Origin of the sequence: Streptomyces sp. NPDC090021 (assembly GCF_044748225.1) — a bacterium.
GTDB lineage: Bacteria > Actinomycetota > Actinomycetes > Streptomycetales > Streptomycetaceae > Streptomyces.
In genome coordinates this window covers 75,103-98,785 of record NZ_JBIVFO010000025.1, presented here as the reverse complement: position 1 = coordinate 98,785, position 23,683 = coordinate 75,103, and the positions used below count along the sequence as shown (strand labels likewise).

The following is a 23,683-nucleotide window of genomic DNA, read 5'->3' as shown; positions in this document are numbered from 1 at the left end:
CGGGCGGCGGGGTACCGGCCGGGCGAACGGGCCCCCGGCCGGGCCCCGGACGCGCATACTCGGAGGATGGCCGACACCACCACCGTCGAGGTCGACACCGATGTGCGCGACCGGCTCGCCGTACTCGCCGCCGACCGCGGACTGAGCCTGCGCGCGTACCTCGCCGAACTCACCGCCGCCCAGGAGAACGCGACCGCGCTCGCCCGCGCGGCACGGGCCTTCGAGGCCGCGCTGGAACGGCCCGGCTTCCGTGAGGGCTTCGCGCGCGACTTCGGCGGGCTCAGGCCGTGACCGACCCGGCCGGCGGGGCGCCGGTACCCGGGTGGCCCCGTCGGCGGGCCGGTCCGGCGCATTGTCCCTAGTCTCGGGGAAGGACCGCTTCGAGCGCTGGAGGACGGCTGTCATGACCGATGCGAACGAGGCGCAGCAGGCCGACCACAGGCTGAAGGCCAAGCACCGTGCGATGTGGGCCATGGGCGACTACCCGTCCGTGGCCTCCCACGTCGTGGCCCCGCTGGGGCCGCTGCTGGTGAAGGAGTGCGGGATCCAGATCGGTGACCGGGTTCTCGACATCGCGGCGGGCTCCGGCAACGCCGCCATCCCGGCCGCTCTGGCCGGGGCCGACGTCGTGGCGTCCGACCTGACCCCTGAACTGCTGGAGGTCGGGCGGCACCTGGCCGCCGTGCAGGGCGCGCAGCTTCAGTGGCGGGAGGCGGACGCCGAGGCGCTGCCCTTCGCGGACGGCGAGTTCGACGTCGTCATGTCCTGCCTCGGCATCATGTTCGCCCCGCACCACCGCACCGCAGCCGACGAGATGCTGCGCGTGTGCCGGGCCGGCGGCACGGTCGGGCTGATCAACTGGACCCCCGAGGGCTTCGTCGGACGGCTGTTCGCGACGATGAAGCCGTACGCCCCACCGCCCCCACCCGGTGTGCAGCCGCCGCCGCTCTGGGGGAACGAGGAGTACGTCCACGAGCTGCTCGGCGACGCGGTCACCGATGTCGTCGCCCACCGCCGGACGGTCACCGTGACCCTCTTCAAGAACCCGCCGGACTTCAGGGAGTTCTTCAAGGCCTGCTACGGGCCGACCATGGCCGTGTACCGCGCGGTGGGCGACGATCCGGAGAAGGTCGCCGCCCTGGACGCGGCGCTCGACGCCCTCGCCGCCGAACACACCGCGGATGGCGTCATGGAGTGGGAGTACCTGCTCCTGACCGCCCACCGGCGGGGCTGACGCCACAGCACCCGCCGCCGCCAGCCCCGGTGCACCACTCACGGTGCACACGGTTGTTGTCGACGTTGGCCAGGTGGGCCCGGGCCCCGCCACCCGGTAGAGCTGCTGCGCCTGGCCTGCCGAGAGCGCCGAGCCCTTCCGGCCGAGGCGGATGCGTCACCGCCCGCACCGCACGGATGCGTCACCGCCCGCACCGCACGGGTCCGGCCCGGCCCCCGCACGGGTCCGGCCGGACCCTGCCGTCCGGGCGGTGACTCCACGCCCGGGTCCACCCCGAGGTGGCCCCCTACGTACGGCGGGCGTCCCGGCCCCGGTCCTCGGGGGCGATCATGGCGATCAGCCCGTAGTCCAGCTCCGCGCCGTCGATGAGCAGGGCCTCGATGGTGCGCGTGGCGGGGTCGATGTCGGCCTCGACGCCCTGCCCCCGGTAGCGGGGATATCCGGAGGACCCCTGCTCGCCGGTCGCCTCGACCACGGCCGACCTCAGTGCGCGGTCCGCCGGGGAGGCCCCACGGAGGTTCTCGATGTGCTCGGGCACCACCAGGATCTCGAAGCTCTGCGGCTCAGTGGTCATGGAACCGAAGCTACCGGATGGGACCCCCCGCGGCCGGTTCACACGTCGCGGCGCCGCAGCACGATCACCGCGGTCACTCCGCGGCGGGATGACCGCGGGTGCGGACCCGGTGGGTGGTCAGCACGGTGACGGTGCGGGAGGGCAGCGCCGGGCCGAGGGCGACCGGGCGGAGGTGCGGATGGTCGTGGGCGACGGCGTCGGGCAGGACGGTGGCCAGTGAGGTGCGTCGGACGATTTCGGTGAGGGACTGGACGGAGTTCGCCTCGCCCGGCTGCTGGACCTGGACGAGGACGTGGTACGCCTGCTGCGGACCGTCCCGACCCGCGGGTCGGTCCCGGGCGGCGTCCCGACGGATCCGACGATCCACCGCTTCCACGAGATGCTCCGGGTCTACGGCACGACCCTGAAGGCCCTGGTCCACGCACAGTTCGGGGACGGCATCATCAGCGCGATCGGCTTCGGCTCTACGGTGGAAGGCCGCCGATCCCGAGGGCGGTGGGCGCTCCGTCATCACGCCGGCCGGGAAGTACCTGCCGGCCAGGCCCTTCTGACGGCTGCGGCGGCGGATCGCGACAGAGCCTCCGGCCCGGTCGGGCGGAGGCTCTGTGGTGTGGAGATCGGTGCCCACGTCGGCGGCCGTGCGGCCGCCGCGCGCCGTTCGAAGGCCGGATCGGCGGATCCGGGTGGAACAAGCCGGGGCCCCGTGGGCACTCGCGCAGGCGTCGGAGGCCCCGGCTCGTACGAGGGAACTCGTCAGCTGCCGGACGAGACGTTGCCCGACAGGACCGGGATGTTGTCCAGGATGTGCGAGAGCGGCTCGTCGCCCTTGGCCTGGGTGGAGTTCTCGGTGCACTGCTGGTTCTGCGGGTTGGAGAGGACGTTGATGTCCTGGACGCCGACGTTGGCGATGAGCGCGACCAGGGACTGGGCGTTGACCTTCACCGGCAGACCGATGCAGGGCTTGTTCAGCGTGCCCTGGACCAGGCCGAGCTGCGGGCTCTGGTCGCCGTGGGTCTTCTGGTTGCCGTAGATCTGCTGGGCGCCGTTGCCGTTGACGGTGTTGATCCCGTTGTCGTTGCCGATGGCCAGGGCCGGGGCGGCCACGGCGGCGCCCGCGCCGACGATGGATGCGGTGGCGGCGGCGGTGGCCATAATCTTCTTGAGCATCAAGGGTCCTTGTGTCGCACGAGTGCATGGGGGTGAGCGTCTTGATCAACGGGCGGGGCGACGGCGGGTTCCGGTGCTTCACCCGATCGGCGGCATGCCGCCACGCTCGTCAGCTCGTCACCCTCACCCTCACCCTCCCCTGACCGCCACGTTCAGTTCGACCACGTAGTGCTCCTCCACCCAGCCGTCGGGGAAGTGCCGGATCAGCAGGGTCCGTTCGTCGGCCAGGAAACCGTCCGTCCCGGGCTCGCCGACGAGGAAGAGGGAATGGGTGGACAGTTTGGCCAGGTGCGTGTCGACCGGGACCCTGCGCGACCACGACAGGTGACGGTCGGTGAACCGCAGCCCGGCCTGCGAGCGGGCGCGTTCGTTGATGTACCAGCCGGGCCCGAACCGGGCCTCGATGCGCGCCTGCTGCTCCGCGATCCATCCGACGGTGACGTCGGGGTCGTTGTGCCAGATGGCGAGCGCGCCGCCGGGCCTCAGTACCCGCAGCGCCTCCGGAACGGCGCGGTCCGGATCGGTCCAGTGCCAGGACTGCGCGTACGTCAGCAGGTCCAGGCATCCGGAGGACAGCGGCAGCCTGTTGCCGTCCGCGCGCACCAGCGGGGTACGGGGGTTACGGCGCCGGAACTCGGCGGCCATGCCCTCACCCGGTTCCACCCCGACCACGCGGGCACCGCGCGCCTGAAGCAGGGACGTGGCGATTCCCGTACCCGCGCCCACGTCGGCGACTCGGGCGCCGGCCAGGGGAAAGCCGGCCAGTTCCGCCAGCGTGTCGAAGAGCTCGGGCGGATACGAGGGGCGGCTCGCGGCGTAGCGTGCCGCTGCGGAGCTGAATGAACGAGCACGGGATTCGGTCGTCATGCCGCCCATGATGCCGCTGGGCCGTCCTTCCGTGCAGTGGGCCGCCGGTGTGGTGGGGGGCCGCACGGCAGGGGTGACCGTACGGTCACCCTCGGTACGGGGAGAGGCGGATCGCACGTGGTGGCCGCGCGGTATGTCACGGAGCTGGTCGAGGCGTTCGAGAGGAACTCCGGGCGGCCCGCGCTCGGATCCGGCCCTGTGGTGCTGTCGTTCCGGGACGTGCTCGACGCGGCTCGGCGGCTCGCCGCGGTGCTGGCCGAGTCGGGGATCGGGCGCGGCTCGGGACTGGCCTGTGTGGCGGGCACGAACCGGCCGGAGGTGCTGCTGGTACGGATCGCCGCGCATCTGCTGGGTGCGCGGCTGACGCAGGTCGTCGCCGGACCGGCGCTGTACGGGCTGGACTTCGTCCTGCGGGACTGCCGGCCGGACCTGGTGGTGCACGACGTGCCGGTGCCCGGTACGGGCGCGCTCCGGCTGGACCTGGACGAGGCGCTCCGGCGGGCCGGTCGGCGCGCGGCCGTGCCGGTGCCGGTGGGGGCGCGGGACGACGACGTGGCGCGGGTGACGTACACCGGTGGGACGACTGGACGGCCCAAGGGGGTGGCGTCGACCTTCGGTGCGATGGCCGCGCGGAACTCCGTACGGCCTGCGGGCTGGGCGAGGACCCGCTACCTGTCGGTGACCTCGCTCGCACAGCGGTCCGGCGGCCGCTGCCTGGAGCAGTTCCGGGCCGGCGGCCGGGTGGAGATCCTCGAACCCTTCGGGACTCGGGAGTTCGCGGCGGCCTGCCGGCGGCTGGGGCCGGTGTCCACGTACCTGACGACGTCGATGGTGTACCGGCTGCTGGACGATCCGGTGACCGCCCACGGGGTGCCGGGGCTGGAGGTGGTCTCGTACGGGGACTCCCCGGTCCACCCTGAACGGCTGCGGGAGGCGGTGACGCGCTGGGGCGGCCGGTGGCGGCAGGGGTACGGCACGAACGAGGCGGGGGTGATCTGCCGGCTGACCCCGGCCGACCACGATGCCGCGGTGGGCGGGCGGCCGGAGCTGCTGGGGTCGGTCGGACGGCCCGTGGAGGGGGTGGAGGCCGAGGTCCGCGACGGGCGGGGCGGGGCGGTGCCTGCCGGACGCACTGGCGAGGTGTGGACCCGGTCGGCGGCGATGATGTCCGGCTACTGGGGCCGGCCCGGGACGACGGCCGAGGTGCTGCGGGACGGCTGGCTGCGGACCGGGGACCTCGGGCACTTCGACGCGGACGGCTACCTGTACCTCGACGACCGGGCCGTGGACGTGGTGATGGTCGACGGGGACAACGTGTACTGCGTGCCGGTCGAGGCGGCGCTGGCCCGGCATCCCGCCGTGGCGCAGGCCGCGGTGGTGGGCCGGCACAGCGACACCACCGGCGAGGAGGTGTGCGCCTTCCTGGTCCCGGCGGCGGGCTGCGCACCGGGTCCGGCGGCGGCCGACGAGGCCTGCGACCTGGCGGAACGGTCCCTGGCCCGGGCCCACCGGCCCACGACCGTGTTCTGGGTACGGGAGATCCCGCTCACCGCGCGGGGAAAACCGGACAAACGCCGGCTGCGGGCCCGCGCGGCGGCGGGCGCCCGCAGCCGGGCGAGGGGTGGTTGACTGGGCGGATGGATCTCATGGGAAACCTGCCCGGTTCCGGCTCCCGTTCCGGCTCCGCGGCGCGGTGTGCGCCGCCGTTGATCGATGCCGAACTCGCCGTGGCACTGGCGGCCTTGGGGGGCGGGCCGGTCGCGGAGCCGTTGACTCCGGAGAACCTGGCGGCACTGCAGGAGCGGGACGCCGCCGTACGGCCGCGGCCGACCGTCGGGGAGCTCCGGGACGGCGGCCGGTTCGAGGTCGACGAGTTGTGCGTGCCGGGGCCGCCCGGCGAGCCCGACGTGACCCTGCTGAGCGCGCGCCCCGCCGGGCTGGGCGGGCCGCTGCCCCTGCTGTACTACATGCACGGCGGCGGCATGATCATGGGCAACGCCCCTTCCGTGCTCCCGCGGTTGCTCCGCGAATGGGCCCTCCCGCTGGGGATGGCCGTGATCTCCGTCGAGTACCGGCTGGCACCCCGGGTACGGCATCCCGGGCCGGTGGAGGACTGCTACGCCGGTTTCACCTGGGTGGCCGCGCACGCGGCCGACCTGGGCATCGACCCGGAACGCCTCGTCATCGGCGGGAAGAGCGCCGGTGGCGGCCTCGCCGCCGCGCTCGCCCTGCTCGCCCGCGACCGGGGCGGGCCCGCACCCATCGGGCAACTGCTCCTGTGTCCCATGCTCGACGACCGCGCCGCAACCGTCTCCAGCCGGCAGATGGCCGGTGTGGACGTCTGGGACCGGACCTCCAACGCGACGGCGTGGCGGGCGCTGCTCGGCGACCTGTACGGCACCGCGGACGTGCCGCCGTACGCGGCACCCGCGCGGGCCACGGATCTGTCCGGGCTGCCCCCCGCCTATATCGACGTCGGATCGGCGGAGACGCTCAGGGACGAGGACGTGGCCTACGCCAACGCGATCTGGCAGGCGGGCGGCCGGGCCGAACTGCACGTGTGGCCCGGGGCGTTCCACGGCTTCGACACCTTCGCACCGGAGGCGGCCCTCAGCCGGGACGCCCGCGAGGCCCGCACCCGCTGGCTCCGGCGGCTCCTCACCCGGCCGGCGCGCGGCGCCGTCTGAGCAGCCCGTGCCCGCGCCTCCGACGGACCGTCGGACGGCCCGCCTGTTCCTCGCCCACTCCCTCCGGGCGGGCTCGCCGTCGGGAACGGGGCTGGCGCCCGCGTCGGCGACCAGCCACCCCCGGCCACGCTGCGGTCCCGTGGTCACCAGAAGCCAGAACGACCGGGTGTCCTGTGCGCAGAGCACGATCGACCCGTCGGAGAACACCGCGCCGGGGCGCGCCCAGTGCTGTGAGCGTTCTTAAAGGTGTGCCGGGTCGCGGTGTCCGGTGCGGTGGATCGCACGGCGGAGGGCCGCGGCTTGTACGGGACGTACGCGCGTGGTCCGACGACACGGCGAGGTGCCGTGTCCGGGCGCCGCGACCCCGTGAATCTCTGCGGTCACAGCACTAGGCTGCCGGGACCACCGAGGCCCGCACGGCCGTGGCCCATTCCTGGAGCAGTGCGGCGTGGCGGATGCGCTCGGCGTCGGAGAGGCGGCCTTCGGCGCGCGCGAAGAGACAGCGGATGTCGGCGTTGATCTCGGCGAGGGAGCGTTCGGGGGCGAAGTCGTCTGGGGTCGGGCTCACGTGATCAAGAGTAGGGCCGGGGTCCGACAACCGCGGTCCGCGTCCGCCCTGCCGCCGCGCCGCCCGCCGCGGTGCGTCCGGTTACGCTGCCCGCATGAAGATCATCGACCTGGAGTCCGGCGACGCCCGGCTCACCGCCGACCTGCTTCCCGTGCTGCTCGAACTGCGTCCCCACCTTACCGAGGAGCTCTTCCTCTCGGTCCTCGCGGAGGGGCAGGGCCAGGGGCTGCGCTTCACGGCGGCCTACGACACGGACGGGGTGTGCGTGGGCGCGGCGGGCTGGCGCGTCGTCGCCACCACGTCCATGGTCCGCAAGCTCTACGTCGACGATCTGGTCACCTCGGCCGCGTCCCGTTCCACCGGTGTGGGCCGCGCACTGCTCGCACACCTGGAACAGCACGCCAGGGCCGCCGGGTGCACCGCCCTGACCCTGGACTCCGGCACCCAGCGGACCGACGCGCACCGCTTCTACTTCCGTGAGCGGATGGCCGTGACCGCCTTCAGCTTCGAGAAGCCGCTCCTCTGAGGGCAGTCCACCGTCACCGCCGAGCCGTCATAGGGCCGCCGCGCGGGCGTCCTCCCCGACGGCGGACGCGGCGGTGCGCCAGGCCGCGGTGACGGCCTCACGGGCGCGGTCGGTCGCCTCCGGAACCCGGTCGGGGAGGTGCAGCGGCGAACCGATGTGCACGTGGAGGCAGGGCCGGCGCAGCGGCGCCGTGAAGACCCCGGCGAGTTGCTTGGCGCCACTGCCCGAGCACAGGCGGCGGGAGCCGGCCTGGCCCACCGGGACGACGGGGGCTCCGGTCGCGGCGGCGAGACGGGCCAGACCGCTGCGGAAGGGGCCGGGAGCGGACTCCCCCGCGTCGCGCCGCGCCGGCAGCCTTCCCTCGCCGTACAGCAGCACGCTGCGGCCCGAGGCGAGAGCGACCGCGGCGGCGTCCAGGGAGTCCGCGGCGCGGGCGGTCCCGCGGTGCACGGCGATGTGCCCCTCGCGCCGCAGGGCCGGACCGAGCAGCGGCACGCGCCACAGTCCGGCGGTGGCCAGGATGACCGGCTCGATCCCGTGCCGGCGCAACGCCGCGACCACGACGGCGGGGTCGGCGAGGGAGGTGTGGTTGGCCACGAGGATGGAGCCGGTGGCGGGCCGGGCACCGGGATCGGCGGTGACGGTCAGCCGCCCGAAGGCGGGGACCAGGGCGGTGGCGATTCGGCTGAGCATGGACGGCCCCGTTCGATGGTGCGGGCGGTGGTGTTGCGGTCCATCGTCCGCGGGGCGGACGGCGCGGTCATGAGTAGCCGTACTCACCGAATATGACCGAACGGTCACAAGATCGGTCCGGGGGAACGTGCGGTGCGCGGCCCGCATCTAGCAGTGTGGCGGGGCCCTCTCAGTGCCTCGCCGCACGGTATCTGCACAGTGTGAGCGGCAAGGCGGGGCTTGGATGAAGGCGGTAACGGTGACGGGCGGTTCCTCGGACGACCCGAAGAGCGAGGGAACCACCGTCACGGGGGAGGGCCCCGAGAAGACGGCGTCGCCCGCAGAGCCGGAGTCCGCGGCGGCGGACGCGGGGGCCGGCACGAAGACGGACACGGGCACGGCGACGGAGACGGAGACGGACGACTCGACGCGCTCCTCGGACTCCGCGGGCTCTTCGGAGCCCGGACCGACCGGGGCGCAGGAGCCGCAGGACACGGACGCGCGGCCCGCTGCCGAGGTTGAGGCCGAGGCGGCGCAGGACTCTCCGGCGGCCGGCACCGGGGCGGAGACGGAAAGCCGGCCGGAGGGTGCCGCCGAGGGGGCGGACGCCGGGGAATCACAGCCGCACGACACCAAGCCCGCATCCGAAGCACGGGCAGCGGAGACCCGGGCGCAGGCTCCCGCCGCACCCGCACCCGCCGCCGACGAACCGGACAGCGAGGCCGAGACCGAGGACGAGACCGACGCGGAGGAGCCGCGCAACCGGGTCCTGCGCGTACCGGACACCGCAGCACCCGACCCCAGGGCGCCCGAGACCAAGGCGTCCGCCGAGGCGGAGCCCGAGGGCGAGAACTCGCGGACCCGGGCCCCGCGCGTGCCCGGTACCGCAACGCCCGACTCCAGGAAGGCCGCCAAGCCGGAGCCCGACGACGAGGACGCGGGCGCGGGCGCGGGCGCGGGCGCCGACAAGGATTCGCGGACGCAGATCCTGCGCGTGCCCGGCACCGCGACTCCCGAAGCCAGGAAGGCCGCCAAGCCGAAACCCGAGGCCAAGGACACTGACCCGGACGCGGACGCGGACGCGGACGCGGCGAAGGATTCGCGGACGCAGGTCCTGCGCGTGCCCGAGCCCAAGGCGACCGAGCCGAAGGCCGAGGACGAGCCCGAGCCCGAGGCCGGGAACTCGCGGACCCAGGTCCTGCGCGTGCCCGGTGCCACGGCGGCCAAGCCGAAGCCCGAGGCCGCGGACGGCGCGGGGCGCGTGTCCGGTGCCGCGTCGCCCGAGCCCAGGACGACCGCCGAGGCGGAGCCCGGGCCCCGGCCCGAGGACGGCGCTCGGAAGGTGCCCTCGTGGGCCGCGGCCCGGGAGGAGGACTCCGGCCGGGCTCCGGATCCGGACCCCGAGCGGACCAGTCGGTTCGTCCCGCTCAAGGAACCCGACGCCGCGCCGCCCGTCACCGCGCACACCCGGCCCCAGGCTCACCCCCAGGCCAGGCCGCAGGCCCCCGCACCACAGCCGCTGCCCCCGCTGGACCTGCTGGCCGAGCTCACCAACACCCCTCCCCCGGCGGAGACCCCGCGCCGGACCGTGCTGCGGCGCGTCAAGGTGTGGACGCCGATCCTGCTGCTGCTCGTCGGTGCCTGCATCGGCGGCCAGATGCTGCGGCCCCTGCCCGACCCCCGGCTCGTCGCCGCCGAGACCGACCACACCGTCGACGGGCAGGTCTCCCTGGCGTGGCCCGCCAAGGGCCAGGGCGCCGTTCGCGTCGTCGGCTCCGGCGACGTCGCGACCTTCGGGGAGCAGAAGCCCGTCCCGACGGCCAGCGTCGCCAAGATCATGACGGCCTACGTGATCCTCAAGAACCACCCGCTGCGCAAGGCCGATCCGGGTCCGGACATCACGGTGGACGCGAAGGCCGTGGCGGACGGCAACTCCGAGCACGAGTCCCGGATCACCGGCCTCACGGCCGGCTCGAAGTTCAGCCAGCAGGACATGCTGAAGATGCTCATGATCCCCTCGGGCAACAACATCGCCCGCCTGCTGGCGCGCTGGGACACGGGCACCGACTCCGAGGCCGCGTTCGTCGAGAAGATGAACGCCGCCGCCCGGGAACTCGGGATGAAGGACACCACGTACACCGACCCGAGCGGGCTGGACGCGGGCACCGTCAGCACCGCCACCGACCAGTTGAAGCTCGCCGAGGCGGTGATGAAGGACGAGGCGTTCCGCGCGATCGTCGCCCTGCCCGAGGCCCCCATCAAGGGACTTGGCGAGAAGCTCGTCAACAACAACCACCTGCTCACGGAGTCGGGCCTGAGCATCCGCGGCATCAAGACCGGTTCCAGCACGCCCGCCGGCGGGACCTTCGTGTGGGCGGCGTACAAGACGGTCGGCGACAAGGACCAGTTGATCATCGGCTCGTTGATGGAGCAACGCGCGCCCGCTCCCGACAAGGACGCCCTCAACAGCCTGGCCCTGGTGAAGGCCAACAGCAAGAAGATCATCGAGTCGGTGCGGACGGCCCTCGCCTCCACCCCGCTCGTCCGCAAGGGTGATGTCGTCGGCCACGTGGACGACGGGCTCGGCGGGCGCACTGCGCTCGTGGCCGTCAAGGACCTGGACGTGATCAGCATGCCGGGCCAGCAGTTCAAGCTGTCGCTGAAGCCCGGTGCCTCGCCGCTGCCGCACACCGCGAAGGACGGCACGGAGGTCGGTGTGCTGACGGCGGGTGAGGGCGACGGCGCCCGGAGCGTCCCGGTGGCCGTCAAGGGAGCCCTGGCCGAGCCCTCGTTCGGTACCAGGCTCACCCGCCTCGGCTGAGGCGGGCCGTGCGGTGCCCGCCGGCCGGTGTCCTGGGCCGTCCGGCGGGCGGGCACGGACGCCGGCGGAAGGTGAGCGGTCGTCAGGAGGCGGCCGCTTCCGTGCCGGTGCCCGGTCGCGGCCTCCCTCTCCTTCGGACGGGGCCGGGAGGCCTTGAGGGGCCCGTCCCCGCATGGCCCAGTGCCCGCTGCCGGACGCGGCCCGCGCAGGGTGGTCACGGCCGGTGCCGTGACCACCCTGCCGCTCCCGTCGGCCGCCGGCCGTCCGCCGGGGGCGGAAGACCGGCCGGGGAGCCGGGTCAGGCGCCGGGCGGCACCCGGGAGGGGCGGCCCGTGCCGCGCGTCAGGGAGTACCCGAAGATGCCCGCGAGAGCGCCGAGCACCCCACCGGCCGCGGTCCAGAGCCAGCGGTCCGACCACCGGCCGCCGGACCAGCCGTCCTCCGGTTCGCGCAGGGAGCCGGTCACCGTCCCGGCGACCAGCGGCTCGGCCAGGGCCCCGTCCACCGCGAAGGCGCCGCCCTCCTCCTGTACGCCGGCCTCGACGGCCGCGCGCACCGGCAGACCGAGGTCCTCCTCCGGCAGGTCCACGACCGTCAGCCGGACGTAGTAGCTGCCCGGCAGCGGGTCATTGGCCCACGGCTCCGCACCGGCGCGGACCGTGCGCAGGGTGCAGGACAGTTCGACGGAGGCGGCCTCCTTGGCCGCCGCCCGGCTCTGGGCGCCGTAGGTGCAGGCCTGTCGGCGGCGGAGGCCGTCGTACACGTCGAGCTGCCACGTCGAGGTGCCGTGCCGGGCGGCGGACTCGGGCAGGGTGACCGTGGCCTTGACCGTGACCCGCTGCTGGGCGTCGACCGGAAGCGCCCAGTAGAGGTAGTCGCCGCTGGAGGCGCCCGCCGTGGCCTTCTGGCCGGGCCGGAACGGGGCGGCGGTCCGGAAGCTCGTGCCCGCCTCGGTGGGGGCGGCCTCCGTGCCGGTCCCGCCCTTGCCGGCGGTGGCGCTCGGCGACGGGGTGTCCGCGGAGGCCGGGCCGGCGGCCGTACCGGCCACCGCGAGGGCGGCGGCCGCCGCGAGCAGGCCCGCGGTCAGTGTGCGTACGGTACGCATCAGTTGGTCCTCCAGACGGAGATGCGCCAGCGCGAGATCCATCCCCACACCAGGCCTGCCAGCAGTCCGGCCAGCACCAGCACGGCCAGCGTCCACCAGCCGCGGCCGAGGCCGAAGGCCGCCGCGTCGGAGGTGCCGTCCGGGCCGTCGACCAGGTCGATGGTCAGCTCGACGGGCATGCCGGGGGTGGTCTTGACGGACGCGGGCGCGGAGAAGGAGTTGCTGACCTGGAGGCAGACGGTCTCCGCCGCGGGCTTCGCGTCGGAGTCGGAGTCGGAGTCGTCGACCTCCGCCTTGGGGTAGCGCAGGCCGGTGGAGAGGACGTCGGTACGCCCGTCGCCGGCCTCCGAGCCGCGTACGATCTCCCGCCCGTGGACGGTCGTGGCGCGCAGCAGCACGCCGTAGTCGTTGTTGACGGCCCGGTCGGCGCCGATGCTCACCGAGACGCGCAGCTCCTGGCCCGGGAGGACGTCCACCCGGTACCAGCGGTGCTCGCCGAAGGTCTCGCGGTCGCTGTAGAGGCCGGCCTTCAGCTGCGGGGCGCCCGCGCACTGCTTCGCGCCTTCGGTCGCCACCGGGTTGACGACCGGGTCTGCGGCCCGGTCGACGAGTTGGCGGACCCTGCCGGAGAGCTCGGCCTTGTGCTGGACCGAGGTGTACGTACCGCCGGTGGCCTCGGCGATGCAGGTCAGCTGGGCCCGGGTCTTGGCGTCCGGGACCAGGCCGAGGGTGTCGATGACCAGGTGGATGCCCTTGGCGGCGATGTCGCGGGCCACTTCGCACGGGTCGAGCGGGGCGCAGGTGTCCTCGCCGTCCGTGATGAGCACGATCCGCTTGGTGGCGTTGCCTCCCTCGAGGTCCTGGGCGGCGCCGAGCAGGGCCGGCCCGATCGGGGTCCAGCCGGTCGGGACGAGCGTCGCGACGGCGGTCTTGGCCTCGGTCCGGTCGAGGGGGCCGACCTTGTACAGCTGCTTGGTGTCCTTGCAGCCGAGGGTCCGGTCGTCACCCGCGTAGTCGGCGCCCAGGGTCCGTATACCGAGGCGCACTTCGGCGGGCACGGCGTCGATGACCTCGTTGAAAGCCTGCTTCGCGGCGGCCATCCGGGACCCGCCGTCGATGTCGTTGGCCCGCATGGAGCCGCTGACGTCCAGGACCAGGTCGACCTTGGGTGGTTCCTTCGCCGTCGGTTCGTCGGCGGCCGTGGCGCTCGCCGGGAAGAGGCCGACGGCCAGTGCGGCGAACAGGCCGCAGGCCCGGGCCGCAAGCCGTTTTCTTGTGATCATCGCCGGATCGTATTGAGGATCGTCGGCAATCCAAAAATCGGGCCGGGCGGACGGGGCGATATCCGGATGCGCGGGACGGAGCGTCCGGCCTAGGCTGCCCGGATGAGCACCCGTACCTTCCGCATCACCGTCCGCGGCGCGTTCGACGGCCTGACCGACGGCCAGCGGGCCGAGCTTCTCGCGGCGGCGCCCGAGCACGACATGCTGCGCGCGGAGTTCACCGCCGTGGGGCACCTCACGTACGACCTGGCGGCCCGTCCCTTCTTCACCTTCCGTTTCCTGGAATCGGGCGAGGCGGAGGAGGACATCCTCGACGCCACGGCGCGCGCGGAGCTGGCCGCGGAGAGCTGGCTGACGGAACGCGGCTACGGCTTCAAGCAGTTGCGCTCGCAGGCCCAGGACCTGTCGCTGGCTCCGCTGGGCAAGCGGCAGCGCCGGGAGGCCGCACGGGCCGGGTCGCAGGCCTGACCGGGGACCGGTACCGGCCGGGGCGTGGTACCGGCAGGGGCGCCGGGGCGTGGTGCCGGCCGGTCAGGTCCCGGCGGGCGGGGCGAAGACGGCCGCGAGGTGTGCGGCCAGCTGCCGCGGGGCCGGCGGGGAGAGGCGGGCGCCGAGGTATCCGTCGGGGCGGACGAGGAACGCGGTCGGCGCTTCGGCTGCGTACATCCGGGCGAACTCGCCGGCGGTGTCGTGGTAGGTCGGCAGTGCGGCCGGGCCCGCCGGGGTGTCGGGCGGGGTACCGGCGGGCAGAACGACGCACGTCCCGACCCGGCCGCCGGAGGACTCCCGTGCCGTCCGGGCGAGTTCGTCGAGGCCGGTCCCGTACAGCAGCAGGACGTGTTCGCGCTCGCGCAGGAGGTCACCGAGGCGCAGCGGGATGGCGGCGATCGGCGAGGTGAGGCCCGTGCAGTCCGGGGCCCGGTCGCCGGGGCGGGGTCCGGGGCCCTGGCCGGGCGGGTCGACGACGGGGCTGCCACGGTAGCCGACGAGCAGCTGGGCCTCGCGCAGGATCAGGGTGTCGGCGTCCTCGGGGTCGGACTGCACGCCCTGGGCGGAGGCGTGGCGAACCGTGCGGCCGACGACCTCCTCGCCGACCGGCCGGCGTTCGGCGTCGTAGCTGGGGAGCAGACCGGGGTGGGCGGCGCCCTCGACGGCCAGGGCGAGCTTCCACGCCAGGTTCCAGGCGTCCTGGATGCCGGTGTTCATGCCCTGCGCGCCGGTCGGCGGGTGGATGTGCGCGGCGTCGCCCGCGATGAAGACGCGGCCGTGGCCGTAGCTGTCCACGATCCGGTGGCTGATGCGGAACACTGATGACCAGCGGATGCCGGAGGCGGTCGTGGGTGTCGGCGACAGCCGGTCCAGAACGGTCTGGATGTCGGCCAGTTGCGGGGCCCGGCCGCCCTGGAGGCCGTGGGTCACACCGTCCGCGGCGGCCTCGGCCTGCACCGCGGTGGACAGTTCGGGCGGCACCTTCATGGACATGCGGTAGCGGCCGCGGCCCGGGAGCGGGATGCACACGAGTACGTCGTCGACGGCGCCCGCGCCGTCCAGGTGCATGGCGCGCAGGGAGTAGCCGTACGGCAGGTCCCAGTCGACCTCGACGTCGGCGAGCATGTACTCCTCGGGGAAGGCTCCGCCCTCGAAGGAGAGCCCGAGGCCCTTGCGGACGATGCTGTGGGCGCCGTCGCAGCCCACCAGGTACCGGGTGCGCAGTTCCTCCTCGGTACCGGAGGGGGTGTGCAGGCGGCTGGTGACGCCGTGGGCGTCCTGGCTGAACGACACCAGTTCGGTGCCGCGTTCGACGGTGGTGCCCCAGCGGCCCAGGTGCTCGTCGAGGATGCGTTCGGTCTCGTACTGGGGCAGCGCCGCGAAGCGGTAGGGCACTTCGGGCGGCAGGACGAAGTCGATGCGGGGCTGCTCGGCGCCGTTGACGTAGGTGAGCTGACCGCGCAGGGGGACGGCCGCGTCCAGGGCGGCGCGGACCATTCCCATACGGTCCCAGATCTCCAGGGTCCGCGGCTGGATGCCGACGGCCTTCGCGAAGGGCGGGCGGGCGGGGAGCCGGTCAACGATGCGGCAGGACACGCCGCGCCGGCGCAGTTCCGCGGCGGCGGTCAGCCCGATGGGGCCGGCGCCGACAACCAGTACGTCCGTCGTGTTGTTGTGCGCCACTGGCAGCTCCCGGCGTGCGGCCCCCGTCGGAGTCGGTCTCGGTCCGACTCCATGGTGGCCGCCCGCCGGGCGTCCGGCATCTCCGCCCGGTGCTCGTTACTCGACGACGAGGTCGACCTCGATGTTGCCGCGGGTGGCGCGGGAGTACGGGCAGACCTCGTGGGCCTGCTTCACCAGGAGGGCGCCCGTCTCGCCGGCCAGGGATTCCGGGAGCTCGACGCGAAGGGTGACGCCGAGGCCGAAGCCTGCGCCGTCCTTGCCGATGGAGACCTCCGCAGTCACCGAGGCGTCGCCGGTGTCGACCTTGGCCTGGCGGCCGACGAGGCCGAGCGCGCTGGCGAAGCAGGCGGCGTAGCCGGCGGCGAAGAGCTGCTCGGGGTTGGTGCCCTGCCCGTTGCCGCCCAGCGCCGGAGGCATGGCCAGGGCGAGGTCGAGCTGACCGTCGGAGCTGACGGTGCGGCCCTCGCGGCCGTTGGCGGTGGCGACAGCGGTGTAGAGCGCGTCCATGAGAGTTCCTCTCGCAGAAGTGAACCGTGGTGGCGGCCGTGGTCGACCGCACTCCACCAGTAGAGCACGCAATTGAGTTGTGCACAATTCAATGCCCTCCAAGTTCCGGCCGGGTACACTGGCCGACATGACCGAGCAGCCCACCGCGACCCACTCCGACCAGGACTTCCTGCGCCTCGACGGCCAGATCTGCTTCGCGCTGAACGCGGCGAGCCGTGCCTTCGGCGGCCTCTACCGGGTGGTCCTCAAGGACCTGGGGCTCACCTACCCGCAGTACCTGGTGATGCTGGTGCTGTGGGAGCACGGCGAGCTGCCGGTCAAGGAGATCGGACAGCACCTGCGCCTGGACTCGGGCACCCTGTCCCCCCTGCTCAAGCGGCTGGAGGCGGCCGGTCTGGTCCGCCGCGAGCGCAGCGCCGAGGACGAGCGCTCCGTGCGCGCCGGCCTGACCGAGGAGGGCGCGGCACTGCGCGCCCGCGCGGTCGAGGTGCCCCGGCGGATCGCCGCGGCCACCGGTTTCGAGCTGGCCGAGGTCGTCGACCTGCAGGCCCGCCTGAGCCGGCTCACCGCCGCGCTGGACGCGGCCGTGCCCCTGGAGGAGGCGCGGGAGGCACCGGAGGCGCGGCCGCTGTCCACGACGGACACTGGGGCCACCCCGTAGCGGCAGGAGGCGGCCGATGGACCCGGTTGCGGCGCTGGACCGGATCGCGTTCCTGCTGGAGCGCGCGCAGGCGCCCACCTACCGGGTACGGGCCTTCCGGACCGCGTCCGCCGTCGTCGTACGGATGGGCGGGGCGGAGGTGGCCGAACGGGCCGCCGCCGGATCCCTGGAGGCGGTGAGGGGCCTCGGCCCCACAACGGCGGGGGTCGTGCGGGAGGCTCTCGCCGGCGGGGTGCCGGCCTACCTGCAGGCCCTGGAGGACGAGGCGGCCGCGCTCCCGGAGGGCCCCCCGGCCTCGCCCGCCGCCGCCGCGCTGCGGGCGGCACTGCGCGGGGACTGCCACCTGCACTCGGACTGGTCGGACGGCGGCAGCCCCATCGAGGCGATGGGCCGGGCCGCCGCGGCTCTGGGCCACGAGTGGGCCGTGCTGACCGACCACTCGCCGCGGCTGACGGTCGCCCGGGGCCTCTCCGCGGACCGGCTGCGCGAACAGCTGGACGTGGTGGCCGCCCTCAACGCCGACTGGGCGCCGTTCCGGCTCCTCACCGGGATCGAGTGCGACATCCTGGACGACGGGGCGCTCGACCAGGAGCCGGACCTGCTGGAACGGCTCGATCTCGTCGTCGGCTCGGTGCACTCCAAACTGCGGATGGACGCGGCCGCGATGACGCGGCGGATGCTGGCGGCCGTACGCAATCCGCTGATGGACGTCCTGGGCCACTGCACGGGGCGGCTGGTCACCGGCCGCGGCCGGCCGGAGTCGCGGTTCGACGCCGAGGCGGTGTTCGCGGCCTGCGCGGAGGCCGGCACCGCCGTGGAGATCAACAGCCGGCCCGAACGACTGGACCCGCCGAGGCGGCTGCTGCGGCCGGCCGTGGCGGCCGGGACCTTCTTCGCGATCGACACGGACGCGCACGCCCCGGGTCAGCTGGACTGGCAGATCCTCGGCTGCGAACGGGCCGCGCAGTGCGGTGTCCCGACGGAACGCGTCATCAACACCTGGCCGGCCGAAGCACTCCTGGCCTGGACCCGCACCCGTCACGCGCCCTGAGGCCGACGGGCGGCGAAGGGTCGGGGCGTCCGCCCCGCGCGGCCCGGTGGCCGCGCGCCCTCGGCATCCCGGCCGACGTCGGCGGGACGCTCGCGCGCACGGCCGGCCCGCGCCCCGCCCGACGGGGCGGCGGCCCGGGCGGGCGAGGCCGTGAGCCGAGCGGCCCGGAGGGCTGCGCAACGGCGGCCGTCACCTTCGGGCGGGATGCGCGCCCGGCCCGGCACGCATCCCGCCCGGCCGGGCGGCCGCACGACGCGGGCGCCCGGCCGGGGTTCCGGGCCTGCCAATGCGTCCGGGACCCGCGCACCGCTCCCCGGTGGCACGGACTCAGGGACGGAGTTCGGCGACCAGCAGGATCACGTCGGCTCCGGCCACCACCATCACCGTCCGGAACGGGAGCCTTCCCGCCGGCCTGCGGGAGGCGAGGAGCAGCGCCGTGGCCGTCGCGCCCAGCAGCGCCCAGCCGTACGCGGTCACCCGCCCCGGCGGCCCCGCCACGAGGGCCGCTGCCGAGCCCAGGACGAGCAGCCCGGCCACCGCCGCCGACCGCCGGGCGCCGAGGCGCTGCGGCAGCCCGGCCACCCCGGTGGCCAGGTCGTCGTCGATGTCGGGCAGGACGTTGGCGAAGTGGGCGCCCGCACCGAGCAGGGCCGCGGCCGCCATCAGCCAGGGCGGCGGCCAGGGCGCGCCGGGCAGCCCGAGGGTGACGAAGGCCGGCAGCAGGCCGAAGGCCAGGGCGTACGGGGCCCAGGAGACGACCGTGCCCTTCAGCCGGAGGTTGTACCCCCAGGCGGCCACCACGCCCACCAGGTGCACCGCGCCGGCGGACGCGCCCACCGCCAGCGACAGCGGCACGCACAGCAGGAGCGCGAGGGCGGACGCCCACGCCACTGCGGCCGGCGAGGCCGTACCGGCGACCAGCGGCTTGTCCCGTCGGCCCGTGGCCAGGTCGCGCCGCAGGTCGGTGCGGTCGTTGCACCAGCCCACCGACAGCTGTCCGGCGGCCACCGCCCCCGCGACGAGGGCCACCCCGGGCGGACCGTGCCCCGCCGCCACCGCGAGAACAGCGGTGAAGAGGGTCACGGCCACGGCGGGCAGTGGATGACACGCCGCCAACAGTCCTGCGAGGGCACGTCCGGCGCGGGCGAGGGCGCCGCTTGCCGCACTCGCGGCACCATCGGCGCTCCCGCCGTCGTCGGCACTCTCGGCGATCGGTGTGGTTCGCACGGGCACGGCCACACGCTATGCGGCGCCGCGCCCGAATCAGGTGATTCATTACGAAGTGTCAGTTGTTTCCTATGGTGACTCAATGACACGTGTTCTGGCAGTGCGCAGCGTGTTCCCGCCCCATCACCATCCACAGGCAGAGATCACGGAGGCGCTCGCCCGCTTCCTCCCGCCCGGCGCCGACACCGCCCTGCTGCGCCGGGTCCACGCCTCGGTGCGCGTGGAGAGCCGCCACCTCGCGCTCCCGCTGGAGCGCTACGGGCCCGCGAACGACTTCGGCACGACCAACTCCCTCTTCGTGGAAACGGCCCTCGACCTCGGAGCCCGGGCCCTCGAACTCGCGCTCGCCGACGCCGGCCTGACGGCCCCCGGGGTCGATCTGATCATGTCGACCACCGTGACCGGGCTCGCGACGCCCTCGCTGGAGGCCCGCCTCGCCGATCGCGCCGGACTGCGTCCCGACGTACGGCGGGTACCGCTGTTCGGCCTCGGGTGCGCCGCCGGGGCCGCCGGCGTGGGCCATCTCCACCAGATGCTCATGGGCCGGCCCGGCCACGCGGGCGTCCTGCTGTCCACCGAACTCTGCTCGCTCACCCTCCAGTCCACCGACTCCTCGATGGCGAACCTGGTGGCCGGCGCCCTCTTCGGGGACGGTGCGGGCGCCCTGGTGGCGGTGGGCCGCGACCATCCCCTGTACGCGGCGGCCCCCGGCCCCGAGGTCGTCGCCGCACGCAGCCGCCTCTACCCGGGCACCGGGCACCTCCTGGGCTGGGACATCGGCCACTGGGGCATGCGCATGGTGCTCGGCCGTGAACTCCCCGACCTGGCACGGCTGCACGTGGCCGAGGAGGTGGAGAGCTTCCTCGCCGCACACGACCTCAAGCCCGCGGACGTCGACGCCTGGATCTGCCATCCCGGCGGCCCGAAGATCCTCGACGCACTCTCGGACGCACTGGGGCTGCCGGAGTCGGCGTTCGCCGCCAGCCGGCGTTCGCTGGCCGCCGTGGGCAACCTCTCCTCCGCCTCGGTCCTGCACATCCTGGAAGGCGTCCGCGGCGCCGGACCGCCTCCCGGGTCCGTCGGGCTGATGCTCGCCTTCGGCCCCGGCTTCGCCTCCGAACTCGTCCTCCTGCGCTGGTGAACCCATGACCCTGAGCTCCCTGACGTCCATGCCCTCCCTGACATCCATGCCCTCCCTGACCCCGTACCTGCTGCTCATCGGCCTCGTCGTCGCCGAACGCCTCGCCGAACTGGTCACCGCGCGGCGCCACACCGCCTGGAGCCTGGCGCGCGGCGGCCGCGAGTACGGCCGCGGCCACTACCCGGCCATGGTCGCCCTGCACACCGCGCTGCTCGTGGGCTGCGTGGTCGAACCCTGGGCGGCCGGACGGCAGTTCGTCCCCCTGCTCGGCTGGCCGGCCCTCGCCGTCGTCGTCGCCGCCCAAGGCCTGCGCTGGTGGTGCATCGCCACCCTGGGGCCGCGCTGGAACACCCGGGTGCTGGTCGTTCCCGGACTCCCGCTGGTGGAGCGGGGCCCGTACCGGGTGCTGCGTCACCCCAACTACGTGGCGGTGGTCGCGGAAGGCGCCGCCCTGCCGCTGGTGCACTCCGCCTGGGTGACCGCCCTCGGCTTCACCGTGCTCAACCTGGTGCTGCTGCGCGTGCGGATCGGCTGCGAGGACGCCGCGCTGACGGACGTCGGACGACTGCGGGCACCCGCCTCCGTCCCGTCGGCGGGCACGCCCTCATGATCGACCTGCTGATCGCGGGCGGCGGTCCGGCCGGCCTGGCGACCGCCATCCACGGAGCCCTCGCCGGTCTGGAGACCGTGGTGCTGGAACCCCGGCCCACCCCCATCGACAAGGCCTGCGGCGAGGGCCTGATGCCGGGGGCGGTACGCCGCCTCGACGAGCTGGGCGTGTCCGTCACCGGGCAGCCGTTCCGCGGGATCCGCTACGTCGACGGCGGGAGCGGCCTGCGGGCCGAGGGGCTCTTCCGCTCCGGGCCGGGCCTCGGCGTCCGCCGCACGGCCCTCCAGGCCGCACTCGCCGAACGCGCCGCGCAGCTCGGCGTGCGGGTCCTGCCGCAGCGCGTCGACCAGGTGCGCCAGGGCGTCGACCACGTCTCCGCGGCCGGCCTCACCGCCCGCTACCTCGTCGCCGCGGACGGCCTGCACTCCCCCGTCCGGCGCGGACTCGGCCTGTCGGCGCCCGCCACCCCGCGCCGGCCGGCCCGCTACGGACTGCGCCGCCACTACGCCGTCGCACCCTGGAGCGACCTGGTCGAGGTCCACTGGTCGGCACGGTGCGAGGCCTACGTCACCCCGCTGGCACCCGACCGGATCGGCGTGGCGGTCCTCACCACCGACCAGGCGCCCTTCGACGAACAGCTCGCCCACTTCCCGCATCTCGCGGACCGGCTGGCCGGGCGCGCCGACACCCCGGTGCGCGGCGCCGGACCGCTCCGCCAGGGAGCACGCGTACGCGTCGCGGGGCGGGTGCTGTTCGTCGGGGACGCCGCGGGATACGTGGACGCCCTGACCGGTGAGGGGCTCACCCTGGCCGTGACCGCCGCGGGCGAACTGGTGCGCTGCGTACGGGCGGGCCGGCCGCAGGCCTACGAGCAGGCCTGGCGGGACCTGTCGCGCAGCTACCGCGCCCTCACCGAGTCGCTGCTGTGGGCACGGCGACGGCCGCGCCTCGCGCCCCGGATCGTCCCGCTGGCCGCCCGGCTGCCCCGCGTGTTCACCGGGGCGGTCAACCTGCTCGCCTGAGGGACACGCGGGAACGGAGCGGCACCCCGCGCGCGGTGCGCGGGGTGCCGCTCCGGCGGTCGCGGCCGCGGGTCGGACCGCGGGTCAGGCCGCACCCTCCTGACGGTTCCTCAGTGCCAGTCCGGCGAGGACCGCACCGGCCGCCGCGCACAGCATCACGGCGGCACCCGCCCAGGCCGGGGAGTCACCCACGGTGCCGGCCAGCGGGTCGAGGGCCAGTGAGCCGCCGACGACGTGCAGGGCGACCACGCCCAGGGCCGCGGCCGCGCCGGCCCGCCACACGGCCGTGGTGTCGCGCAGCGCCACCAACGCCCCGACGCCCAGGCACACCAAGGTGACCAGGAGGGGCAGGAGACCGAGGGCGTTCCCGGACGGCAGGGCCGTCAGGTCCTGCGGCAGGTGCAGGACGCCGCTGACCAGCAGGGCGATCGCCGCGGGCCAGCGCAGCACGTGCCGCAGCGCCGCGGTGCGGTCCGGCTTCTCCACGGGAGCGGACCTGCGGGGCTCCGGCCGGTGGGGCGTGTCGTACAGCTCCCGGTACGCGGGCTCGTGCCGCTCCCGGGGCGGCTGCGGGTGCGACTGCGCGGCCGGCGTGGCCGGCGCGTCCGGTGCGGCGGGCCGGGGGCGGCTCTGCTGCTCCGGCTCGCCGGGCGCGTCCTTGCCGAGGATGTTCACCAGCAGGGCGACGTCCTCGATGGACCGTCCGACGGCGGCGGCGCGCAGCGTGATGTCCGCCTCGCCCACCTCGTGGGGGGCCTCACCCAGCAGGGTGACCATCCGTTGTACGTCCTGCACGGGCCGGGTCACGGCGGCCGCGCGCAGCGCCTCCTGGCCGGCGTCGGGCAGTCGGCCGTCCTCCTTCAGGAGGCTCACCAGCGCGGTGACCTCCTCCACCGGACGGCAGGTGGCGGCCGTCTCCAGGAGGGTCCGCATGCGCAGGGTGTTCGGCGCGTCACCGTCGTCCGGAAGGGCGGAATCGGCCGGGGTGGCCGACTCGTCCGGGGCGTCGGCGGCTGCGGGGGCGTCGGGGGCGATGTCGTCGGGAGTCCCGTGGCGATGTGCGTGGTGCGTCGCCGCGAGAGTGATGGGGTCATTCATGGAAAGCTCCGTTCGCCGACGCGCGGGTCTACGCAATCGCACGCCGGTCATCGTGCGTCATGGGAAGCGCACGCTTTGTTACATTGAGTGCCACTTTCACCCACTGCGCCATTCGGGGCGGGCAAACGGGGGTCCCCGCCCGGGCCCCTTGGGGAGAGGCGAGGGCCGTGCCCGACATGCGAGGGGTCCGACGCCGGTGCGCCCTGCTGCTGCCACTCGTGCTGCTGCTCGTGGGGACGGCGGCCGGTCCGCGGGGGCCGGTCGTGGACACCGACCGCGGGCCGGTGCGCGGCCGGACGCACGGTGCGTACAGCACCTTCGGGGGCATTCCCTTCGCGGCTCCCCCGACCGGTCCGCGGCGCTGGCGGCCGCCGGAGCCGGCGCCCGCGTGGGAGGGCGTACGGGACGCCGGGGCGCCCGGTTCCCGTTTGTGTGCGGCTGCCCGTGCTCGGGTCCGGCGGGCCGGTCGGGTCCGAGGACTGCCTGTACCTCAACGTGACCGCTCCGGCGGGCCCGCCTCGTCCGCCACCACCGTGGGGTCAGTACGTCCTCCCCGCCTCCCGACGGGCAGGGTTACCGTGAGCGCATGACCCGCTCCACGGCCCTTCCCCATCACCGGCGCCGACCGGGCCCGGGTGGCCGAACACCACCAGGGCCCGGCCCTGTTGCACCGCGTCGACCCGGGCCGGG

The 23,683-nt window shown here is 74.6% G+C and carries 24 protein-coding genes and 2 pseudogenes; 14 read left to right on the top strand and 12 right to left on the bottom strand.

Annotated elements, in window-relative coordinates:
- Positions 1-66: 66 nt before the first annotated feature.
- Both ACIPXC_RS21155 and ACIPXC_RS21150 read left to right on the top strand, forming a co-directional pair.
- Complete coding sequence (locus ACIPXC_RS21155) at positions 67-291, top strand: antitoxin MazE7 (protein WP_392579186.1); 225 nt, start codon at positions 67-69, stop codon at positions 289-291.
- Between the two features lie 112 nt (positions 292-403).
- On the top strand, positions 404-1,234 hold the full coding sequence (locus ACIPXC_RS21150; protein ID WP_401620325.1) for a class I SAM-dependent methyltransferase: 831 nt from the start codon (positions 404-406) through the stop codon (positions 1,232-1,234).
- 286 nt (positions 1,235-1,520) lie between these two features.
- Here ACIPXC_RS21150 and ACIPXC_RS21145 read toward each other — a convergent pair whose 3' ends face one another.
- Positions 1,521-1,808: a hypothetical protein gene (locus tag ACIPXC_RS21145; RefSeq protein ID WP_401620322.1), complete on the bottom strand. Its 288-nt coding sequence runs from the start codon at positions 1,806-1,808 to the stop codon at positions 1,521-1,523.
- A gap of 73 nt (positions 1,809-1,881) precedes the next feature.
- Positions 1,882-2,073, bottom strand: a pseudogene (locus ACIPXC_RS21140) (transcriptional regulator CynR); the annotation flags it as partial.
- On the opposite strand from ACIPXC_RS21140, the pseudogene cynS reads away from it, so the two are divergent.
- Positions 2,071-2,359, top strand: a pseudogene (gene cynS, locus ACIPXC_RS21135) (cyanase); the annotation flags it as partial. The pseudogenes ACIPXC_RS21140 and cynS sit on opposite strands and share 3 nt — an antisense overlap.
- 202 nt (positions 2,360-2,561) lie before the next feature.
- Here cynS and ACIPXC_RS21130 read toward each other — a convergent pair.
- Complete coding sequence (locus ACIPXC_RS21130; RefSeq protein ID WP_401620319.1) at positions 2,562-2,975, bottom strand: rodlin; 414 nt, start codon at positions 2,973-2,975, stop codon at positions 2,562-2,564.
- A gap of 129 nt (positions 2,976-3,104) precedes the next feature.
- The gene (locus ACIPXC_RS21125; protein WP_401620317.1) at positions 3,105-3,842 is read right to left on the bottom strand and encodes a class I SAM-dependent methyltransferase; all 738 of its coding nucleotides are present in this window, start codon (positions 3,840-3,842) and stop codon (positions 3,105-3,107) included.
- Positions 3,843-3,962: 120 nt separating this feature from the next.
- On the opposite strand from ACIPXC_RS21125, the gene ACIPXC_RS21120 reads away from it, so the two are divergent.
- Positions 3,963-5,471, top strand: coding sequence for an AMP-binding protein (locus ACIPXC_RS21120; RefSeq protein ID WP_401620314.1), 1,509 nt, complete (start codon positions 3,963-3,965; stop codon positions 5,469-5,471).
- Positions 5,472-5,488: 17 nt separating this feature from the next.
- Positions 5,489-6,529, top strand: coding sequence for an alpha/beta hydrolase (locus tag ACIPXC_RS21115; RefSeq protein ID WP_401620396.1), 1,041 nt, complete (start codon positions 5,489-5,491; stop codon positions 6,527-6,529).
- Positions 6,530-6,917: 388 nt separating this feature from the next.
- On the opposite strand, the gene ACIPXC_RS21110 is transcribed toward ACIPXC_RS21115, so the two are convergent.
- Complete coding sequence (locus ACIPXC_RS21110) at positions 6,918-7,097, bottom strand: hypothetical protein (RefSeq protein WP_401620311.1); 180 nt, start codon at positions 7,095-7,097, stop codon at positions 6,918-6,920.
- 94 nt (positions 7,098-7,191) lie between these two features.
- Here ACIPXC_RS21110 and ACIPXC_RS21105 point away from each other — a divergent pair, with 94 nt between their 5' ends.
- Complete coding sequence (locus ACIPXC_RS21105; protein ID WP_401620308.1) at positions 7,192-7,623, top strand: GNAT family N-acetyltransferase; 432 nt, start codon at positions 7,192-7,194, stop codon at positions 7,621-7,623.
- A gap of 27 nt (positions 7,624-7,650) precedes the next feature.
- On the opposite strand, the gene ACIPXC_RS21100 is transcribed toward ACIPXC_RS21105, so the two are convergent.
- The gene (locus tag ACIPXC_RS21100; protein ID WP_401620305.1) at positions 7,651-8,316 is read right to left on the bottom strand and encodes a lysophospholipid acyltransferase family protein; all 666 of its coding nucleotides are present in this window, start codon (positions 8,314-8,316) and stop codon (positions 7,651-7,653) included.
- Between the two features lie 223 nt (positions 8,317-8,539).
- Between ACIPXC_RS21100 and ACIPXC_RS21095 the strand changes: the two genes are divergently transcribed.
- Positions 8,540-11,116: a serine hydrolase gene (locus ACIPXC_RS21095; protein ID WP_401620303.1), complete on the top strand. Its 2,577-nt coding sequence runs from the start codon at positions 8,540-8,542 to the stop codon at positions 11,114-11,116.
- Positions 11,117-11,414: 298 nt separating this feature from the next.
- On the opposite strand, the gene ACIPXC_RS21090 is transcribed toward ACIPXC_RS21095, so the two are convergent.
- Together ACIPXC_RS21090 and ACIPXC_RS21085 are read right to left on the bottom strand one after the other, a co-directional pair.
- The gene (locus ACIPXC_RS21090; protein ID WP_401620301.1) at positions 11,415-12,221 is read right to left on the bottom strand and encodes a hypothetical protein; all 807 of its coding nucleotides are present in this window, start codon (positions 12,219-12,221) and stop codon (positions 11,415-11,417) included.
- The gene (locus tag ACIPXC_RS21085) at positions 12,221-13,504 is read right to left on the bottom strand and encodes a VWA domain-containing protein (protein ID WP_401620298.1); all 1,284 of its coding nucleotides are present in this window, start codon (positions 13,502-13,504) and stop codon (positions 12,221-12,223) included. The genes ACIPXC_RS21090 and ACIPXC_RS21085 overlap by 1 nt, the downstream gene beginning before the upstream one ends.
- 102 nt (positions 13,505-13,606) lie before the next feature.
- Between ACIPXC_RS21085 and ACIPXC_RS21080 the strand changes: the two genes are divergently transcribed.
- On the top strand, positions 13,607-13,972 hold the full coding sequence (locus ACIPXC_RS21080) for a DUF6204 family protein (RefSeq protein ID WP_401620296.1): 366 nt from the start codon (positions 13,607-13,609) through the stop codon (positions 13,970-13,972).
- 63 nt (positions 13,973-14,035) lie between these two features.
- On the opposite strand, the gene ACIPXC_RS21075 is transcribed toward ACIPXC_RS21080, so the two are convergent.
- Together ACIPXC_RS21075 and ACIPXC_RS21070 are read right to left on the bottom strand one after the other, a co-directional pair.
- On the bottom strand, positions 14,036-15,676 hold the full coding sequence (locus ACIPXC_RS21075; protein ID WP_401620293.1) for an FAD-dependent monooxygenase: 1,641 nt from the start codon (positions 15,674-15,676) through the stop codon (positions 14,036-14,038).
- A 96-nt stretch (positions 15,677-15,772) separates the two neighbouring features.
- Positions 15,773-16,183: an organic hydroperoxide resistance protein gene (locus ACIPXC_RS21070; protein WP_386528733.1), complete on the bottom strand. Its 411-nt coding sequence runs from the start codon at positions 16,181-16,183 to the stop codon at positions 15,773-15,775.
- A gap of 127 nt (positions 16,184-16,310) precedes the next feature.
- On the opposite strand from ACIPXC_RS21070, the gene ACIPXC_RS21065 reads away from it, so the two are divergent.
- Entirely contained in the window at positions 16,311-16,844 is a 534-nt protein-coding gene (locus ACIPXC_RS21065; protein WP_401620289.1) for a MarR family winged helix-turn-helix transcriptional regulator, read from the top strand.
- Positions 16,845-16,860: 16 nt separating this feature from the next.
- Positions 16,861-17,895 carry a PHP domain-containing protein gene (locus ACIPXC_RS21060; RefSeq protein ID WP_401620287.1) on the top strand — a complete coding sequence of 345 codons (1,035 nt, stop codon included), beginning with the start codon at positions 16,861-16,863 and terminating at the stop codon, positions 17,893-17,895.
- A gap of 327 nt (positions 17,896-18,222) precedes the next feature.
- Here the strand turns inward: ACIPXC_RS21060 and ACIPXC_RS21055 are convergent, their stop codons facing one another.
- Positions 18,223-18,984: a UbiA family prenyltransferase gene (locus tag ACIPXC_RS21055; protein ID WP_401620284.1), complete on the bottom strand. Its 762-nt coding sequence runs from the start codon at positions 18,982-18,984 to the stop codon at positions 18,223-18,225.
- Positions 18,985-19,204: 220 nt separating this feature from the next.
- Here ACIPXC_RS21055 and ACIPXC_RS21050 point away from each other — a divergent pair, with 220 nt between their 5' ends.
- From ACIPXC_RS21050 to ACIPXC_RS21040, 3 genes are read left to right on the top strand one after another with little or no spacing between them, the layout of a single operon-like run.
- Complete coding sequence (locus ACIPXC_RS21050) at positions 19,205-20,263, top strand: type III polyketide synthase (RefSeq protein ID WP_401620281.1); 1,059 nt, start codon at positions 19,205-19,207, stop codon at positions 20,261-20,263.
- A 46-nt stretch (positions 20,264-20,309) separates the two neighbouring features.
- Positions 20,310-20,873: an isoprenylcysteine carboxyl methyltransferase family protein gene (locus ACIPXC_RS21045; protein ID WP_401620393.1), complete on the top strand. Its 564-nt coding sequence runs from the start codon at positions 20,310-20,312 to the stop codon at positions 20,871-20,873.
- Positions 20,870-21,895 (top strand): NAD(P)/FAD-dependent oxidoreductase, encoded by a 1,026-nt coding sequence (locus tag ACIPXC_RS21040; RefSeq protein ID WP_401620278.1) that lies wholly within the window; start codon positions 20,870-20,872, stop codon positions 21,893-21,895. The genes ACIPXC_RS21045 and ACIPXC_RS21040 overlap by 4 nt, the downstream gene beginning before the upstream one ends.
- A gap of 84 nt (positions 21,896-21,979) precedes the next feature.
- On the opposite strand, the gene ACIPXC_RS21035 is transcribed toward ACIPXC_RS21040, so the two are convergent.
- Entirely contained in the window at positions 21,980-22,993 is a 1,014-nt protein-coding gene (locus ACIPXC_RS21035) for a hypothetical protein (protein ID WP_401620275.1), read from the bottom strand.
- Between the two features lie 59 nt (positions 22,994-23,052).
- Here ACIPXC_RS21035 and ACIPXC_RS21030 point away from each other — a divergent pair, with 59 nt between their 5' ends.
- Positions 23,053-23,583 carry a carboxylesterase family protein gene (locus tag ACIPXC_RS21030; protein ID WP_401620272.1) on the top strand — a complete coding sequence of 177 codons (531 nt, stop codon included), beginning with the start codon at positions 23,053-23,055 and terminating at the stop codon, positions 23,581-23,583.
- The last annotated feature ends 100 nt before the right edge of the window (positions 23,584-23,683 follow it).

Bases quoted from the DNA above. Each gene is read 5' to 3' on its own strand.
- ACIPXC_RS21065 (WP_401620289.1), top strand. From the start codon at position 16,311: ATGACCGAGCAGCCCACCGCGACCCACTCCGACCAGGACTTCCTGCGC.
- ACIPXC_RS21080 (WP_401620296.1), top strand. From the start codon at position 13,607: ATGAGCACCCGTACCTTCCGCATCACCGTCCGCGGCGCGTTCGACGGC.
- ACIPXC_RS21155 (WP_392579186.1), top strand. From the start codon at position 67: ATGGCCGACACCACCACCGTCGAGGTCGACACCGATGTGCGCGACCGG.
- ACIPXC_RS21090 (WP_401620301.1), bottom strand. From the start codon at position 12,221: ATGCGTACCGTACGCACACTGACCGCGGGCCTGCTCGCGGCGGCCGCC.
- ACIPXC_RS21045 (WP_401620393.1), top strand. From the start codon at position 20,310: ATGCCCTCCCTGACCCCGTACCTGCTGCTCATCGGCCTCGTCGTCGCC.
- ACIPXC_RS21050 (WP_401620281.1), top strand. From the start codon at position 19,205: ATGACACGTGTTCTGGCAGTGCGCAGCGTGTTCCCGCCCCATCACCAT.
- ACIPXC_RS21070 (WP_386528733.1), bottom strand. From the start codon at position 16,183: ATGGACGCGCTCTACACCGCTGTCGCCACCGCCAACGGCCGCGAGGGC.
- ACIPXC_RS21030 (WP_401620272.1), top strand. From the start codon at position 23,053: ATGGGAAGCGCACGCTTTGTTACATTGAGTGCCACTTTCACCCACTGC.
- ACIPXC_RS21150 (WP_401620325.1), top strand. From the start codon at position 404: ATGACCGATGCGAACGAGGCGCAGCAGGCCGACCACAGGCTGAAGGCC.
- ACIPXC_RS21130 (WP_401620319.1), bottom strand. From the start codon at position 2,975: ATGCTCAAGAAGATTATGGCCACCGCCGCCGCCACCGCATCCATCGTC.
- ACIPXC_RS21060 (WP_401620287.1), top strand. From the start codon at position 16,861: ATGGACCCGGTTGCGGCGCTGGACCGGATCGCGTTCCTGCTGGAGCGC.
- ACIPXC_RS21125 (WP_401620317.1), bottom strand. From the start codon at position 3,842: ATGACGACCGAATCCCGTGCTCGTTCATTCAGCTCCGCAGCGGCACGC.
- ACIPXC_RS21115 (WP_401620396.1), top strand. From the start codon at position 5,489: ATGGGAAACCTGCCCGGTTCCGGCTCCCGTTCCGGCTCCGCGGCGCGG.
- ACIPXC_RS21105 (WP_401620308.1), top strand. From the start codon at position 7,192: ATGAAGATCATCGACCTGGAGTCCGGCGACGCCCGGCTCACCGCCGAC.
- ACIPXC_RS21095 (WP_401620303.1), top strand. From the start codon at position 8,540: ATGAAGGCGGTAACGGTGACGGGCGGTTCCTCGGACGACCCGAAGAGC.
- ACIPXC_RS21040 (WP_401620278.1), top strand. From the start codon at position 20,870: ATGATCGACCTGCTGATCGCGGGCGGCGGTCCGGCCGGCCTGGCGACC.
- ACIPXC_RS21035 (WP_401620275.1), bottom strand. From the start codon at position 22,993: ATGAATGACCCCATCACTCTCGCGGCGACGCACCACGCACATCGCCAC.
- ACIPXC_RS21145 (WP_401620322.1), bottom strand. From the start codon at position 1,808: ATGACCACTGAGCCGCAGAGCTTCGAGATCCTGGTGGTGCCCGAGCAC.
- ACIPXC_RS21085 (WP_401620298.1), bottom strand. From the start codon at position 13,504: ATGATCACAAGAAAACGGCTTGCGGCCCGGGCCTGCGGCCTGTTCGCC.
- ACIPXC_RS21100 (WP_401620305.1), bottom strand. From the start codon at position 8,316: ATGCTCAGCCGAATCGCCACCGCCCTGGTCCCCGCCTTCGGGCGGCTG.